Source organism: Arthrobacter sp. NPDC058130 (genome assembly GCF_042884475.1).
In the GTDB taxonomy this organism is placed as follows: domain Bacteria; phylum Actinomycetota; class Actinomycetes; order Actinomycetales; family Micrococcaceae; genus Arthrobacter.
Map to the genome: position 1 here is coordinate 38666 of NZ_JBHVTV010000014.1, position 14224 is coordinate 52889.

General features: G+C 66.9%; 14 protein-coding genes. 9 read left to right on the top strand and 5 right to left on the bottom strand.

Annotated elements, in window-relative coordinates; translation table 11 throughout:
• Nucleotide 1: 1 nt before the first annotated feature.
• The 7 genes from ACFVTM_RS19405 to ACFVTM_RS19435 all read left to right on the top strand — a co-directional run bounded on the left by ACFVTM_RS19405 (nt 2) and on the right by ACFVTM_RS19435 (nt 7552).
• Entirely contained in the window at nt 2-1000 is a 999-nt protein-coding gene (locus tag ACFVTM_RS19405) for a glycosyltransferase family 2 protein (protein WP_390205581.1), read from the top strand.
• Nucleotides 1001-1108: 108 nt separating this feature from the next.
• On the top strand, nt 1109-2209 hold the full coding sequence (locus tag ACFVTM_RS19410; protein WP_390205583.1) for a hypothetical protein: 1101 nt from the start codon (nt 1109-1111) through the stop codon (nt 2207-2209).
• 11 nt (nt 2210-2220) lie between these two features.
• The gene (locus ACFVTM_RS19415) at nt 2221-4311 is read left to right on the top strand and encodes a glycosyltransferase (RefSeq protein ID WP_390205584.1); all 2091 of its coding nucleotides are present in this window, start codon (nt 2221-2223) and stop codon (nt 4309-4311) included.
• Nucleotides 4312-4319: 8 nt separating this feature from the next.
• On the top strand, nt 4320-6209 hold the full coding sequence (locus ACFVTM_RS19420; protein WP_390205585.1) for a hypothetical protein: 1890 nt from the start codon (nt 4320-4322) through the stop codon (nt 6207-6209).
• Entirely contained in the window at nt 6199-6576 is a 378-nt protein-coding gene (locus ACFVTM_RS19425; RefSeq protein WP_390205587.1) for a hypothetical protein, read from the top strand. The genes ACFVTM_RS19420 and ACFVTM_RS19425 overlap by 11 nt, the downstream gene beginning before the upstream one ends.
• Nucleotides 6573-6752 (top strand): hypothetical protein, encoded by a 180-nt coding sequence (locus tag ACFVTM_RS19430; RefSeq protein WP_390205589.1) that lies wholly within the window; start codon nt 6573-6575, stop codon nt 6750-6752. Before ACFVTM_RS19425 ends, ACFVTM_RS19430 begins: the two co-directional genes overlap by 4 nt.
• Nucleotides 6753-6823: 71 nt before the next feature.
• Nucleotides 6824-7552 (top strand): hypothetical protein, encoded by a 729-nt coding sequence (locus tag ACFVTM_RS19435; protein WP_390205590.1) that lies wholly within the window; start codon nt 6824-6826, stop codon nt 7550-7552.
• A gap of 122 nt (nt 7553-7674) precedes the next feature.
• On the opposite strand, the gene ACFVTM_RS19440 is transcribed toward ACFVTM_RS19435, so the two are convergent.
• Nucleotides 7675-8277 carry a phosphoribosylanthranilate isomerase gene (locus ACFVTM_RS19440; RefSeq protein ID WP_390205591.1) on the bottom strand — a complete coding sequence of 201 codons (603 nt, stop codon included), beginning with the start codon at nt 8275-8277 and terminating at the stop codon, nt 7675-7677.
• Nucleotides 8278-8402: 125 nt separating this feature from the next.
• On the opposite strand from ACFVTM_RS19440, the gene ACFVTM_RS19445 reads away from it, so the two are divergent.
• Nucleotides 8403-9047, top strand: a complete 645-nt coding sequence (locus ACFVTM_RS19445; RefSeq protein ID WP_390205593.1) for a HutD family protein — start codon at nt 8403-8405, stop codon at nt 9045-9047.
• Here ACFVTM_RS19445 and ACFVTM_RS19450 read toward each other — a convergent pair.
• The 4 genes from ACFVTM_RS19450 to ACFVTM_RS19465 all read right to left on the bottom strand — a co-directional run bounded on the left by ACFVTM_RS19450 (nt 9044) and on the right by ACFVTM_RS19465 (nt 13221).
• A complete protein-coding gene (locus ACFVTM_RS19450; RefSeq protein ID WP_390205595.1) occupies nt 9044-9871 on the bottom strand; it encodes an ABC transporter permease in 828 nt (275 codons plus the stop codon). The two genes, ACFVTM_RS19445 and ACFVTM_RS19450, sit on opposite strands and share 4 nt — an antisense overlap.
• Nucleotides 9872-9884: 13 nt before the next feature.
• Complete coding sequence (locus ACFVTM_RS19455; RefSeq protein ID WP_390205596.1) at nt 9885-10814, bottom strand: ABC transporter permease; 930 nt, start codon at nt 10812-10814, stop codon at nt 9885-9887.
• Between the two features lie 68 nt (nt 10815-10882).
• Entirely contained in the window at nt 10883-12070 is a 1188-nt protein-coding gene (locus ACFVTM_RS19460) for an ABC transporter substrate-binding protein (RefSeq protein ID WP_390205598.1), read from the bottom strand.
• Between the two features lie 5 nt (nt 12071-12075).
• Entirely contained in the window at nt 12076-13221 is a 1146-nt protein-coding gene (locus ACFVTM_RS19465) for an ABC transporter ATP-binding protein (protein ID WP_390205600.1), read from the bottom strand.
• A 242-nt stretch (nt 13222-13463) separates the two neighbouring features.
• Here ACFVTM_RS19465 and ACFVTM_RS19470 point away from each other — a divergent pair, with 242 nt between their 5' ends.
• Complete coding sequence (locus tag ACFVTM_RS19470; RefSeq protein WP_390205602.1) at nt 13464-14204, top strand: FadR/GntR family transcriptional regulator; 741 nt, start codon at nt 13464-13466, stop codon at nt 14202-14204.
• Nucleotides 14205-14224 lie beyond the last annotated feature (20 nt).

Below are 14224 nucleotides of genomic sequence, written 5' to 3' on the forward strand. Positions count from 1 at the left end.
GATGTCCGAACATTCCAGCCTCCCGGCAGTATCCGTGGTCATATGCTCCTACTCAGAGGACCGGTGGGACAGGCTGATGGGCGCCCTGGACTCGGTCCGCACCCAGACCGTCCCGCCCAAGCAGACGATCGTCGTCGTCGACTACAACGTGGACTTGTACAAGCGGCTGATCTTCACCGTCCCGGACGCCGTCATAGTCGAGAACACCGGGCCCAAGGGCCTCTCCGGCGCCCGCAATACGGGCGCCGGCATCGCCAAGGCAGAGGTCGTGGCCTTCCTCGATGACGATGCCGAAGCCGAGCCGGATTGGCTCGAGCGGCTCGCCGCCTTGTACGACGATCCCGACGTCCTTGCGGTGGGCGGCCGGGTGGAACCGCTCTGGGAAGCCGGCCGGCCGGGCCACTTCGCCAACGAGCTCGACTGGATTGTCGGCTGCACGTACCGGGGAATGCCCAAAGTAGCCGCCGAAGTCCGCAATGTCATTGGCGCGAACATGTCCTTCCGCGCCGATGTCCTGGACCGTGTCGGCGGCTTCAACACAGCCTTGGGACGCCAGGACGCCATCCCGCTGGGCTGCGAAGAGACCGAACTGTGCATCCGCGCGGTGATCGGAGCTCCCGGATCCCGGGTGGTCTATGAACCCGCGGCCCTGGTGCATCACCACGTACCGGCGGAGCGCGGCACCCTGCGCTACATGCTTGCACGCTCCTGGGCCGAAGGGATTTCCAAGGCGCAGGTCAGCAGGGTGGTTGGCCACAAGCGGGCACTGGGCCCTGAACGGCGCTATGTCCGGCAGGTCCTGCCACGGGCAGTGTTCGCCGGAATCCGCGGCTGGCTCGGCGGCGGCGACCCTGCCGGGATTGGCCGGGCGGCAGCCATCATCGCCGTGCTCGCAGCCACCGCGACCGGCTACGTTCGCGGGCGCCGCCTGCCTGCCGCGCCCTCGCCCGTGAAAGCGGCCCCGGCGTCGGCAGAAGAGCCCTGGAGGGAAGTCCAGTGAATCGCGCAGCCTACGTGCCCGTCCCCGCAGACTGCCCGGTGCAGCACCTGCACCCCCTGCACCCTGAACCACCTGACCGCAGATACCCGACCCCAGAAAGCTTGGATCATGAGCCAGCCTGAACGCGACGTGAAACAGCCGACCGGCGCCTCTGTCGGAGCCTCCTTCGATGTCCACGGGATCGTGGGCATCGATGTCGAGGCCGGGACGCCTGGGGAACCGCAACTGCGGGACATGCTCGCCCCGTTCCTTGGGAACTCCGCCGCGACACGGCGGATCACCATCGGCGCAAAGATATCGCCGGTTTCCAGCCAGTCCCATGCGGAGGATGCCTACCGGTTCACCGGGGAATCCCTCTACATTCCGGCGGACCGCGTCCAGATTATCGAGACGAAGGACGGGTACCGGATCGAAGGCGCCGGCGAGCTCCTGACCTCCGTGATTCCCCTGCTGGACCGGCTGTGTGTCCAGGAGGAGACGGCCATGATCCATGCCGCCGTGGTGGATTTCCGAGGCTCCGGGGTGCTCCTGCCGGCCTGGGGCGGGGTCGGAAAAACCAGCACGGTGGCGAAACTGGTGGCCATGCGCGACGTTCGCTTCATGGCAGATGACTGGGCCTTCATGGGCGCCGGCGGGATGCTCATGGGCTACGCCAAACCGATGTTCATCAAACCCCACCACCGCGCCATCTACCCGGACATGTTCCGGGGCACGCGCAAACCACTGGCCCCGGGATGGCTGACGACGCCGGTCGCCCACCTGGCGACGGCGGTCCATCCGGTCATAGTCCGCTACCCGAAGACCGCCGCGTTCACCCGGCGCTGGTCCCCTGAACACCGCATGGTGCAGCCGGAGCACGTCTTCGGGGCGCAGCGGATTTCGACCGCGGCGCCGGCGCAACTGGCCATCTTCCTTGAGCGGTTCGACGGCGCAGACGCCAGGCTGGAAGCGCGAAGCGCGGAGTGGATGACGTCACGGGTCGTAGGCAACTTCCATTCGGAGCTGCCCATGGTGTCGCGGCGGCTCGTCGAGGCCCTCGGCGCCACCAGTCTGGTCCCCTTGGAGGAACATTTCGGCCAGAAGGCGGCCGTGGTGCGCCGGGCTTTGGAGGATGTTCCCTGCTGGCTGCTCCGGCTGCCCGCGGCATGGTCTGCGGACCAGGCCTCTGACTTCATCGCAAATCTGGTCCGTTCAAAACTGGATGAGTGAGGCGAGGCCACGTGAGCGATCTGAAGGTGTCGGTTGTCGTTCCGGCGCGCAATGCCGGAGCGTGGCTGGGCGAGTGCCTTGAGTCGATCCGCAGCCAGCACCCGCACGAAATGATCGTCATCGATGGCTGCTCGACGGATGACACCGCCGCCATCGCCCGTGACTGCGGTGCCACGGTCATCTCCGATGAGGGCCGCGGCCTGCCGGCCGCACGGATGCTCGGCGCAAGAAGCGCCACTGGTGAGGTAGTCGCCCTGATCGATGCCGACGTCGTCCTGCCGCCGAAAAGCCTGCCCAAGCTGCTGAGCGAGTTCGAGGCCGGCGACTACGACGGCCTGCAGTTCGGGCTGGCCAGCGAAGCGGACGGCCCCGGGTACTGGGGTGCCGCGCTGGCCTGGCACCACAACCACAGCCGGGTGCGTAAGTGGTTCGGCGTCAGCGCCACACTGATGCGCCGCGACGTGCTGCTCGGCGTCGGGTTCGACGACGACTTCCGCTCCGGGGAAGACGTGGAGCTGAGGATCCGGCTGGAGCAGGCTGGTTACCGGCTCGGCGTCTCCGACTCAGTGACGGTCAGGCACCGGTTCGACGACACGTTCGACTACGCCCGCGACCAGTGGCTCCAGGACGGGGCCGGGACGGCCCGGACCGTCCGCAAGCACACCGGCCACCTCTGGCTCGTGATTCTGCCCCTGCTGGCCACCGTGAGGGGTGTGGGCCTGTCCCTGGTCCGGGCACCCCGCTTCCTGCCGTACTGGATGGGCTTCCTCCTCTACAACTACCGCGCCATGTTCGGCGAACTCCTCCGGCCGGCCCACAAACCCATTTCGGTCGGTGGGAATGCGGCGTGGCTGGCCGCTGCGAGGATCGCGCCCATGGTGACGGGTTTCCTGTTCTGGGCGCTGGCGGCGCTCGTGCTGCCACCTGCGCAAATAGGCCTCAGCTCCGCGGTGGTGTCGGCCGCCCTCCTGACCGTGCAGTTGGGGATGCTCGGCGTCGGGCCCGCCACGCTGACGCTCCTTCCCGCGGAAACTGACGGCGGCCGGCGCCTTATTGCCACAAGCCTGCTAACCGTCGCCGCGTTCTCACTGCTGGGCGCGGGCCTGCTGGTTGCCATCACGTATTGGCTTGGCACGGGTGTGGGCGAGGCGTGGGTCGACCCCCTGGTCACGGTACTTTTCCTGGCCACGGCGCTTCTCGCCGCCAGCGCCTACCAGCTTGACCACGTGGGCGTGGCCCAGGAACGTGCCGACCGCGCGCTGGTCAGGAGTCTGGTGCAGAGCCTCGTGCAGCTCGCCTTCCTGGCCGCCGCGTTCGCCGTCGGGCTCCGTGACGTCGAGGTGGTCGTCGGCGCCGTTGCCGCCGGCGCGCTGGCCAGCGTCCTCGTGGGCCTGCGCCAGCTGCGCCGGGCCCAGGTGTCCCCGGACTGGAGGCATGGGCTGCGGCCGCGTCCGGCCCTGAAACTCCTGAAGCCGGGACTTCCCAACCACGTCCTCATGCTCGCCGATCGCGCGCCCGGTTACCTGCTCCCGCTCATCGTGGCGGCCACTCTGGGTCCGGCCCCGACGGCCGCCTGGTACATGGTGTGGATGATGGCCTCCGCGGTGTTCTTCGTGCCGCAGTCCGCCGGATTTACCCTGCAAACGGCCCTCGCGGGAACGCGGGCGCGGCCGGGCCTGGTCGCCTCCGCGCTGCGGGCCAGCTTCCTGTTGACCCTCGTGGCCGGGCTGATACTGATACTGGCCGGGCCGCTGCTTCTGGGCTTCCTCGGGCCGCAGTACGCGTCCGCGTGGACCCTTCTTCCTGTACTCGTGCCGGCACTGCTCCTGAGTTGCGTGACCCAGGTCTATTACGGGCTGTGCCGGGCCCAAGGGCGGCTCGTGGAATCCACGGTAGTCGCCACCCTGGCCGCCATCCTGGTCGTGGCACCCGCCGTGGCCGTGGCCCAGCAATATGGCCTCACTGGCATCTCCGTCCTCTGGGCCGTTGCCCAGGCGACGGCGTCGCTGATCGCCGCCCGGCGTCTGATCGTCCTGACCCGGGCGAAGTCCGCCACCACCGCAGGCGAGATTCCCTCAGCGGCGCGCCACCAGCCGACCTGAATCGAGAAATGATGATACGCGAAACGGCAACCAGCCTCCCGGCGCACGGCGCCCACCGGCAGGAGGCGCATGGGCATGCGCATGTCGGCGGTGCCAAGCCGCCCACGCACCGCAACCTTGGACTGACGCCGTCATGGCACATCGGCGCCCTGGCCGCGGCTGCCGCGGCCGCCCTGGCCCTCGGCGTCTGGGGCATGACCCAGGTCGATCCCGTGCTGATCGGCGGGGCCGGACTCATTGCCGCCCTGCCGCCAGTCTATTTCGTGGCGCTCGGACTCAGTCTGGCCGCATTTGTCGCCTCTTTGAGCCTCCGCCGGCTCGTTCCCGGGCTTCTGACCTGGCAGATCCTGGTCACAGTAGTTATCCTGCATGGCGCTGACGCCGTGATCCATGGCCTGCCCCGGCTGGAGGCAAGCTACCGCCATCTGGGCATCGCCGACACCATTGGCCAATCGGGCCAGCTGAACCCGAACCTGGACGCCTACTTCAACTGGCCGGGTTTCTTCGACCTGCTGGGAATGCTCTCCGGGGCAACGGGCGCAAAAGACCTTCTGGGCATCGCGACGTGGGCGCCCGTGGGGGTCAACCTCCTCTTGCTCGCACCGCTGCTGGCCCTCGCACGGCGGCTGACGGCGAATCCTCGCCAGGCGTGGGCGGCAGCCTGGATCTTCTACCTCGCCAGCTGGATCGGACAGGACTATCTGTCGCCGCAGGCCTATTCGTTCGTCCTCCTGCTCACCTTGGTCGCCTGCCTGCTGAGCGTGTTTGACGGATGGGCCTGGCCCGCGGAGCGCACGAAGTTCTCCAAGTGGCTTGCCCGGAATGTCACCAACCTTGACGGCTCAGTCCCCCGGTACGGCGCCGTAGCGGCACCCCGGGCGGACACGGCGGTGCTCGTTGTGGTCTGTGCGCTGATCCTGATTGCCATGACGGCGTCCCACCAGCTCAGCCCGTTTGCCGTGATCCCCATCCTGGCCGCGCTGCTTCTGACCGGCCGTCTCCGGCTTCGATTCCTCCCGGTCCTGGCCGTGGTCCTGCCCATAGGCTGGCTGCTCTTTGCGGCTTCAAGCTTCGTGGAGGGTCACTTCGGCCAGCTGCTCGGCTCGCTCGGTGACATCGGGGCGAACAGCCTCGGTGCGCTGAGCAGCAGGGTCTCAGGCAGCGATGCCCATGTGTTCGTCGTCTACACCCGCATGGCCGAGGTCGCGCTGGTCTGGGCCCTCGCCGTGGTCGGCGCCATCGTGGGCTACCGGCGGAAGTCGCCGTGGCTCGCCACCGCGGCCGCGGCCCTTGCGCCGCTGGTACTGATTCCCCTCCAGCCATATGGCGGTGAACTGCTCCTGCGCCTCTATCTGTTCAGCCTGCCGTTTGCGGTCTGCCTGGCTGTGCTGCCCCTGATGTCGGACCATACCGCCGGACTGAGCCTGCGCCGGGCCCTGGCACTGCTGCTGATGGGTTCCGTGCTGGCTACGGCCACGGTCGTGTCCCGCTACGGAAATGACAGCATGGAGAGCTTTAGCAACGACGAACTCGCAGTCGTGAACCACCTCTATTCGACCGCGCCCACCGGCTCTGTCCTCATTGAGGCTGTTCGCAACACCCCGTGGAGATTCCAGCACTACGCGGACTACGACTACCGGGCGCTCGTTGCTGCCGAGCCCATCCCCAACGCCGCGCCGCTGAGCTGTGACGCGGCCAATCAGATCGCCCACAAAGCGGGGGCGTACCTCATCGTTACCGAAAGCCAGCAGGAGGCAGCCGAACTTCGCGGCTCGACCCCCACTGGCGACATTCAACGCTTTGTCGCCACCTGCGCCACCAGTCCGGGCTGGACGAAGGTTTTCGAAAACGCCGGCGGCGTGATTTATCACATCGAAGGAGTTAGCAATGGCAACTGAACGCAGCTACGTGAGCTATGCGACGGCAGCCGTCGCCCTGGCAGCCATACCGCTCTCGTTTGTCGGCCCAGAGGGCCTGCGCCTGGCGGTGATCGGCCTGCTGATGCTGGCCGGGCCCGGAACAGCATTGGTACTGCTCCTGCGCTTCGACCCCCCGCGCTCAGCCCAGGCCACCGGCGCGCTGCCCCTCAGCATCGCCATCGCAATTGCCTTCAGCCTGGCGATGTCCACCCTCGTGGCGACGGCGATGATCTATGCACGGCTCTGGTCACCGCCGGTTGGCGTGTGCGTCCTCTCGCTGATCACGCTCGCCTTCCTGGGCCTTGAGCTCAAGCGGCCGAAGCGGGCAATGGTGCGTGCGAAATGATCCTCTTCCTGACAGGGCTGGCCACTGTGTCCGCACTCGTGAGCTGCGATGTGCTGCGCGTCTTGAAGCCTGACAAGGCACTCCCGCGGGCCGTGGTGGTCACCACCGCCGCCCTGCTGGCCATCGTCTGCGTCGCTGTGATCGTGCAGCTGGCGCACCTGGCGCAGCTTGTGTGAAAGGAGCCACTCGCCCGGGGCCGGGCAAGCGCACGTCAACAACTCGAACCAACCACGGAAAGTATCTTCAAATGAGAAAACTCAAAGCCCTCAGCACGGTGGGGACGCTCGGATTGCTCGTAGCCGGTTCCCTCATTTTCGGTTCCGCGTCGGCTGCCACCGCCGCGACCTGCGCCCCCGCGCCGACAAACACCTATCCCGGCACCGTGGTGCTCGCCACGAGTTTTGAATCGAGCGGCTTTTGCGGCCTCGTCCCCCAGGTGTCGGGCACCGGCACGGCAACTATTTCCAGTTCGCTGACCCATACCGGTGCCCGTTCGGCCAAACTGCACGTGACCACGGATTCCGGTTCGCTCGCAAATCTTTCCGCCCCCGCATTTCCCTCGGGGACCAAGACCTCATACGCCGACGGCTGGTTCAAGATCACGGTGGCCGGCGTTTCCGGCAACGACGTCCCGTACTTCCGGTTCTTCTCCGGCTCAACCCGCGTTGCAGACATCTACCGGTACAACAGCAACGGGCAGCTGTGGCTGCGGGTGACCTCACCAAGCGGCGCCTTTGTCTACACGAAGCTGATCTCCAGCAGCATCTCCCTGAGCGCGTGGCACCACGTCTCCATGCGGGTGACCGCGAACGGCAGCAAGTCAACAATCCAGGTGTGGTTCGACGGCGTGCAACGGTACAGCAGCACGAGTGTCAGCATGCTGGGGAGCAGCTTGAGCAAAGTTCAGCTCGGGGCGGAGCACAACCGTCAAAAGGGTGACGAATACATTGATGACGTCATCATCAAACGCTCCTAGTCGATAGTCCGTGGCTCCCAAGTTAGAAAAGCGACCGGTCCGTTTGACGAGTGGCAGCCCCCGTTAGAAGAGTGGCAGCAAGGGGACCATCCCGCTGCCACTCTTCCGTGTCCGGCCGGGCCTCAGTCCGACCCCTTGGCCGCCCGCACGAAGCCCCCAATTTTGGCCAGGTCCTTGACGCCTCTCGCCGACTCGACGCCGGAGGAAACATCGACGCCCCACGCACCGGCCTCCACCGCTGCACGGGCCACATTGGCGGGATCCAGGCCGCCCGCGAGCAGCCATTTGCGCCCCGCAAGAGCCTTGGCCCGGACGGAGCCGTAGTCCCAGGCTTCGCCGGAGCCGGGGACGGCGGCGTCGATCAGGAGCAGGTCCTCGCCCCAGTCCTCGAAGGCTTCCGTGCCGGCCGCCATGGTGACCGCCCGGATCAGCTTCATCCCGGCGTCGTGCACCGTCCGGACGTCCGCCGGTGAGCGGTCCCCATGGAGCTGGACCCAGGCCAGGCCGGCTTCACGGGCGACGGCGACGGCGTCGGCGGCCGGTTCGTGCCGGAACACCCCCACCGCCGGCAGCCCGCTCGGAACGTGGGTGAGGAGGTTCCTGACCTGTTCCGGCGTGACTTCCCGGGGGCTGCGGGTCAGGACGAAGCCGACGGCGTCCGCGCCGGCGCCGGCCGCGACGCGGACCGAATCCGGGGTGCTAAGACCGCACACTTTGACAAACATTCGGGGCTCCTTTTGCACGCTTCCTGCCTCTGACGTTAGCAAGCCCGGACCGCGGCCGCCGACTTTGCGTCGGGGCGGCCGAGGCGGCGGCAGCCCGGCCGATGCCCGGCCGATAGGCTGAGGCCATGGAGATCATCCGCTACGCCGAGCTCAAAGCCCACCCCTGGCGCAACGGCGGCGGGGTGACGCGCGAACTGGCACGCCATCCTCGGACGTCGCAGGACAACGCATGGGACTGGCGCGTCAGCATTGCCGAGGTATCCAGGGCCGGCCCCTTCTCTGTCTTCGCCGGGATGGACCGCGTGCTGACCGTGATCGACGGCGAATTGTTGCTCCTGAGCGTTGACGGCGCAGAGCATCCGCTGGAGAAGTACCGCCCGTTCCGGTTCTCCGGCGACGCGGACTCGGCGGGAGCACTGCCCACCGGCGACATCCGGGACTTGAACGTCATCACCCGCAACGGCGCCTTCAAGGGCTACACATCCATCGTCGAGCTCTCCAAGACGCGCGCCCACCCGGTGTTCGAAGGCCAGTTCGGCATCCTCCTGCAGGGGCAGGCGACCGTCAGCCCGGGGACGCCGGGCGGCCCAACACCCTCGGCCGGCACGCCCGCCGAGCCGCCGGCCCCCGCCGCTCCGGAGCCGGAGCGCGTCGAGCTCAACCGCTATGACGCCGTCGTCGGCTCCGATACCGGGACGCCGGAGATCGTGGGCCGCGGGTTCCTGGCGGTCGTCTCCATCGATCCAGCCGGCGAGCCAGGCACGGATTAGCGCGCGTCCGCCTTAACCCGGGCGCCGCTGACCCGCACGGAGTCCCCGGACAGCTTCTGCGCGAGCCAGATCGGAACGATTGAGACCACGATCAGCACGACGGCCACAACGTTGACCACGGGCGCCTGGTTCGGACGGAACAGGTTTTGCAGGATCCAGATCGGCAGCGTCGTCTCACCGGCCCCGATCGTGAAAGTGGTGACGATGATCTCGTCGAAGCTGAGCGCGAAGGAAAGCAGCCCGCCGGCCAGCAGGGCAGAGCGCAGTTGGGGGAACGTCACCAGGTTGAATGTGGTGAAGACGCCGGCGCCGAGATCGGAGGAGGCTTCCTCCAGACCGGGGCTCATTCGGCGGAGCCGGGCAATGACGTTGTTGAACACGGTCACCATGCAGAACGTGGCGTGGGCGATCACCACCGTCCACAGGCTGAGCGGGATGCCCATGATGGTGGTGAACATGTTGTTCAGGGCGATGCCTGTGACAACACCGGGCAGGGCGATCGGCAAGATCACCAGCAGGTTGATGACGTCGCGGCCGAAGAACTCATACCGCTGCAATGACAGTGCCAGCAGCGTCCCCAGCAGCAGCGAGATGATCGTCGCGACCACCGCCACCCACAGCGAGGACAGGACGGCCTCCCGGACGCCGGGCGAGTCAAAAGCCTTGCCCCACCATTCCAAGGTGAATCCTTTGGGCGGCCAGCCGAACGTCCGGTCCGCGTTGAACGAGTTCACCACCACGAGCATGAGTGGGGTGTAGATGAACAACAGCACCAGCGTGGTAACGACGCCCAGGACCACTTTGGCGCTACGGGAAAGCCTCATGATGCGCCTTTCGCTACAGGTTATTCAGGGCGCCGGTGCGGCGGACGATGAAGAGGTAGAACATGATGATGGCGATCGGAACCAGCGACACCGCGGCGGCAAAGGGCAGGTTGTTCGCGGATCCGACATTTGCGTAGACCACGGTGCCGAGCATCTGGGTGGTCCCGCCGACAATCTGCGCGGTGATGTAGTCGCCCAGGGACAGCGAGAACGTGAAGATCGTGCCCGCAATGATGGAGGGGACCAGCAGCGGAAGCATGACCAGGCGCATGGTGGTCAGCGGTTTCGCGCCCAGGTCCCCGGAGGCTTCCAGCAGGGAGTCGGGTACCCGGTCAAAGCCCGCGTAGATCGGCAGGATCATGTACGGCAGCCAGATGTAGGACAGGGTCAGGATTACGGCGGTCTCGCCGTAGCCCGGGGACGAGAGTCCGATCGGCGCCCCCAGCCACTCCAGCAGACCGCCCTCGGCCAGGACATTCCGCCAGGCGTAGGCCTTGACCAGGTAGCTGGCCCACAGCGGCATGAGCACGGCCACCACGAGCAGTTTTTCCCACCGGGCGCTGGCCACCTTGGCGATGAAGAACGCGATGGGCAGGGCGAGGACCATGTCGATCACGGTCACCGCCACCGCGATCCACAACGTCCGCAGGGTGATCCGCTGGTACACCGGATCGGTCAGGACCGTGACGATGTTCTCCGTGGTCCAGACCGTGGACACCTCTCCGGTGAAGGTGTCCACCGTCCAGAAGGCGGTGACCAGCAGTGCCGCCAGGGCAGCGATGTACACAAGCACCAGCCAGGCCGCCGGGGCTGTGAGCAGCCCGGCAAGCCTCAGCCGGGGTGAGCGGTGCAGCAGCGCCGAGAAGGCGTTGGTTTTCGCCCGCGGTACAGCGCCGGCATCACGGGGTGGGCCGGGCGGCAGCTGTTGTATCTGTTGTGCCATCTCGCCTTAATCTCTGCCGGCCGCCGGGGCCGGCTTCTTCTTGCGGTATTGGTGCGGCGGTGCCGGTATCAGCCCTTGATTTCCGTCCAGGCCTTGGTCCATTCCGAGTAGTCGGTGCACTTGACGTCCTTGCGGCCATCGAGGCATTCGGCCACAGGGGTGGTCCAGTACCAGATCTTTCCGGCGTAAGCCGTATCACCGGAGTGGTAGGTCTCGCAGTGCTTGGGATCAGTGGTCAGCGCGCAGGCTTTCGCGTTGGCCGGGGATTCGCCAAAGTACTCCGCCACCTGGGCATTCGCCTTGGGGCTGGCGATGTAGTCGAGCCACTTGTAGGAGCAGTTCGGGTTCTTGGTCTTGGCCCCGATCATCCACGTATCCGACCAGCCCGTGGCACCTTCTTCAGGGAGAAGCGTGGCGACCTTGGCGCCGCCTGCCGTCGCGATGTTGGCACCCACCTGCCAGGTGGTGCCGACCACGGTGCTCCCGGCGGTAAAGGCCTGGACCTCCTTGACGACGTCGCTCCAGTACTCGCCGATGTGCGTGCGCTGCTGCTTGAGCAGGTCGACGGCGGCAGCCAGCTGGTCCTTGTCGAGGGCATACGGGTTCTTGATGCCCAGCTCCGGCTTATGGGCCATGAGGTAGACGGCGGCATCGGCGATGTAGATGGGCGAATCGTAGGCCGTGACCTTGCCGGTGTGCTTGGCGGCGTCGTCAAAGACGGCGCTCCAGGAGGCGGGCGCCGGGGTGACCTTGTCCGTGGTGTACATCAGCAGGTTGGCGCCCCAGCCGTGGGGCATCCCGTAGTTAACGCCGTTGACCGTGTTCCAGGCTTTGTCCTTCAAAAACGGATAGATGTCCGGGTAGTTCTTCAGCAGGCTCATGTTGACCGGCTGGACGTCATGGCCGGCGACCAGGCGCAGCGAGGCGTCCCCGGAGGCGGAAATGACGTCGTACTGGCCGGTGCGCATGAGCGTCACGGCCTCGTCCGAAGTGCCGAACGGTTTGAAGCTGACCTTGCACCCGGTCTCTTGTTCGAACGGATGCACCCAGTCGACCGCAGGGTCGTTGCTGCCGTCCTCGACATACCCGGGCCAGCCGAGGATGGAGACCTGGCCCTCACCGGCGCCGATCTCGGTCTTCACCGGCTGCGTCGACGCCGCGGTACCCGATCCGCCGCTGGTTCCGCAGGCCGACAGCGCGAGGGCCGCCGCCGCAACCACGCCGACCACCAGGGAGGCCTTTGTTCTTGGTGCCATGATTCTTACCTTTCGGTCTTGGGTGAGTCGATGTGTGGAGAATCGGTGTGGGCGGCATCGGTGGCGGGCGCATCGGTGCCGGAGCCGCCGGCCGGTAGCCACACGACGGCGTCGTCGTCCCAGCTGACAGTGACGGGCCCGTTCACCAGCTCGGCGTCGTTGCCGGGAAGCTTTTCCGGCACGAGCGCGACGACGGCGGGTCCGCCGTCGAGCTGCACCCGCACCTGGGTGGCGTGCCCGACGTACACGAACGAGGTCACCGTCCCGGACCGGGAGGTGGTGCCGGCACGGCCCTCAGGTTCCCTGGTCCAGGCCACGCGCAGCCGCTCCGGACGGACGCACAGGGGATCCGGCCGGCCGTAGACCGCCTGCGCCTGGCCCGCGTCGAAAATGTTGGACGTGCCGACGAAATTGGCCACGAAGACGCCGCCGGGGTGCTCGTAGATTTCGTGCGCGGTACCAATCTGTTCGATGCTGCCGTTGTTGAAGACCCCGATCCTGTCGCTCATGGTCAGGGCCTCCTCTTGGTCGTGGGTGACGAAGATGAAGGTGATGCCGAGCGAGCGCTGCAATTCCTTGAGTTCGACCTGCATCTGCTGCCGGAGCTTCAGGTCCAGGGCTCCGAGCGGCTCGTCCAGCAGAAGCACCTTTGGCTCGACAACGAGCGCCCGGGCCAGGGCAACCCGCTGCCGCTGGCCGCCGGAGAGCTGGGCAGGTTTGCGGCCGAGGAACTTCCCGAGCTGGACACGGTCAAGGGCCTCCCTGGCCCGCTCCCGCCGCTGGTTCCCGGGCATGCCGCGCACCCGCAGCCCGTAGGCGACGTTGTCCACGAGGGACATGTGCGGGAACAGCGCGTAGTCCTGGAACACGGTGTTGACGTCCCGCTGGAAGGGCGCCATTGCCGTGACGTCCTTGCCCTCGAGTTCGATGCTCCCGGCGGTCGGCAGTTCGAAGCCGGCAATCAGCCGCAGGACTGTGGTCTTGCCGGAGCCGGACGGGCCGAGCATGGAGAAGAACTCGCCGTGGCGGATGTCCAGGTCCACGGCATTGACCGCGGTGGTATCACCGAAGACCTTGGTGAGCTTGCGCAGGCGGATCGCCGGAACCTCTTCGGTTCCGGTCGGGGTGCCGGCGGCCAGTGTTTCGGTCATGCGGTGCGCCTTACGTCGTTGCCGGATGGTCCACGGGGAAAGCCACGCAGCGGAATGTGATCCAGAGCACACTGGGCTGCTGGCCAAAATGCTATTACTTCATAGGTTTTATGTATAGACCCTCCGGCAAAGCCCGGATTAGGATGACATCAGCCCGGATGACGCACGGCGGCGCCGCCCGCGGACACTGCAGGGATGCCGGCCAGGACGGCCGGATACCGCCGGAGGGAAGGGAGGCCCGGATGTTGTTGTCGCCGAAGGGCGCCTCCCGGAGCCTCGCTGCGGTGTTCACGCCGATCAAATCACGCGGGCTCGTGGATGAAGTGTGCGGCCGCATCGAACAGGCCGTGGAGACTGGGCTGCTGACCAGCGGGCAGCGGCTGCCGAACGAGACCGAGCTGGCTGCGGCCCTCGGAGTGTCTGCGGTAACGGCACGGGAGGCCCTCTCCCAGCTGCGGGCCTCGGGAATCATCCGGACCGCCCGCGGCCGCAGCGGCGGGAGCTTCATCGCGGATGACGTGCTGCCCTCCCGGGAACGGGCCCTGGAGCAGCTGCATGAGTTGAGCCGGCTGCAGATCAGGGACCTCGCGCTGCACTACCAGGCGATCGCCGCGGCCTGCGCCGGCGTCGCGGCCCGGCGCTCGGACGCGGCCGACATCTCCATGCTGCGCTCGTTCATTCCCGCGGCGGATGATGACTCCCTGAGCTGGCGGCTGGCCCTCTCGGAGTTCCTGCTGGAAGTCGCCGCCATCGCCCGCTCCGCCCGGCTCGCCCGCGAGCTCATCCGGCTGCAGGCCGACCTTGGCACGCTCACGCTGCTCCCGTGCGCCGACACCGGCTACCGCGAACGCACCACAGTGATCCTCGAGGCGGTGGCGACCGCCATTGAGGCCCACGACCCCGGGGCCGCCGAAACGGGGGTCAAGGCCCTCATCTCCGCCACTACCGACTGGCTGCTGACCGAGCAGGCCAAACGCTATTGACCTCACGATTTTGACCACAC

Coding starts and splice junctions, on each gene's coding strand:
- ACFVTM_RS19450 (WP_390205595.1), bottom strand. CDS start 9,871: ATGAGGCTTTCCCGTAGCGCCAAAGTGGTCCTGGGCGTCGTTACCACG.
- ACFVTM_RS19445 (WP_390205593.1), top strand. CDS start 8,403: ATGGAGATCATCCGCTACGCCGAGCTCAAAGCCCACCCCTGGCGCAAC.
- ACFVTM_RS19430 (WP_390205589.1), top strand. CDS start 6,573: ATGATCCTCTTCCTGACAGGGCTGGCCACTGTGTCCGCACTCGTGAGC.
- ACFVTM_RS19440 (WP_390205591.1), bottom strand. CDS start 8,277: ATGTTTGTCAAAGTGTGCGGTCTTAGCACCCCGGATTCGGTCCGCGTC.
- ACFVTM_RS19410 (WP_390205583.1), top strand. CDS start 1,109: ATGAGCCAGCCTGAACGCGACGTGAAACAGCCGACCGGCGCCTCTGTC.
- ACFVTM_RS19465 (WP_390205600.1), bottom strand. CDS start 13,221: ATGACCGAAACACTGGCCGCCGGCACCCCGACCGGAACCGAAGAGGTT.
- ACFVTM_RS19455 (WP_390205596.1), bottom strand. CDS start 10,814: ATGGCACAACAGATACAACAGCTGCCGCCCGGCCCACCCCGTGATGCC.
- ACFVTM_RS19425 (WP_390205587.1), top strand. CDS start 6,199: ATGGCAACTGAACGCAGCTACGTGAGCTATGCGACGGCAGCCGTCGCC.
- ACFVTM_RS19420 (WP_390205585.1), top strand. CDS start 4,320: ATGATGATACGCGAAACGGCAACCAGCCTCCCGGCGCACGGCGCCCAC.
- ACFVTM_RS19460 (WP_390205598.1), bottom strand. CDS start 12,070: ATGGCACCAAGAACAAAGGCCTCCCTGGTGGTCGGCGTGGTTGCGGCG.
- ACFVTM_RS19435 (WP_390205590.1), top strand. CDS start 6,824: ATGAGAAAACTCAAAGCCCTCAGCACGGTGGGGACGCTCGGATTGCTC.
- ACFVTM_RS19405 (WP_390205581.1), top strand. CDS start 2: ATGTCCGAACATTCCAGCCTCCCGGCAGTATCCGTGGTCATATGCTCC.
- ACFVTM_RS19470 (WP_390205602.1), top strand. CDS start 13,464: ATGTTGTTGTCGCCGAAGGGCGCCTCCCGGAGCCTCGCTGCGGTGTTC.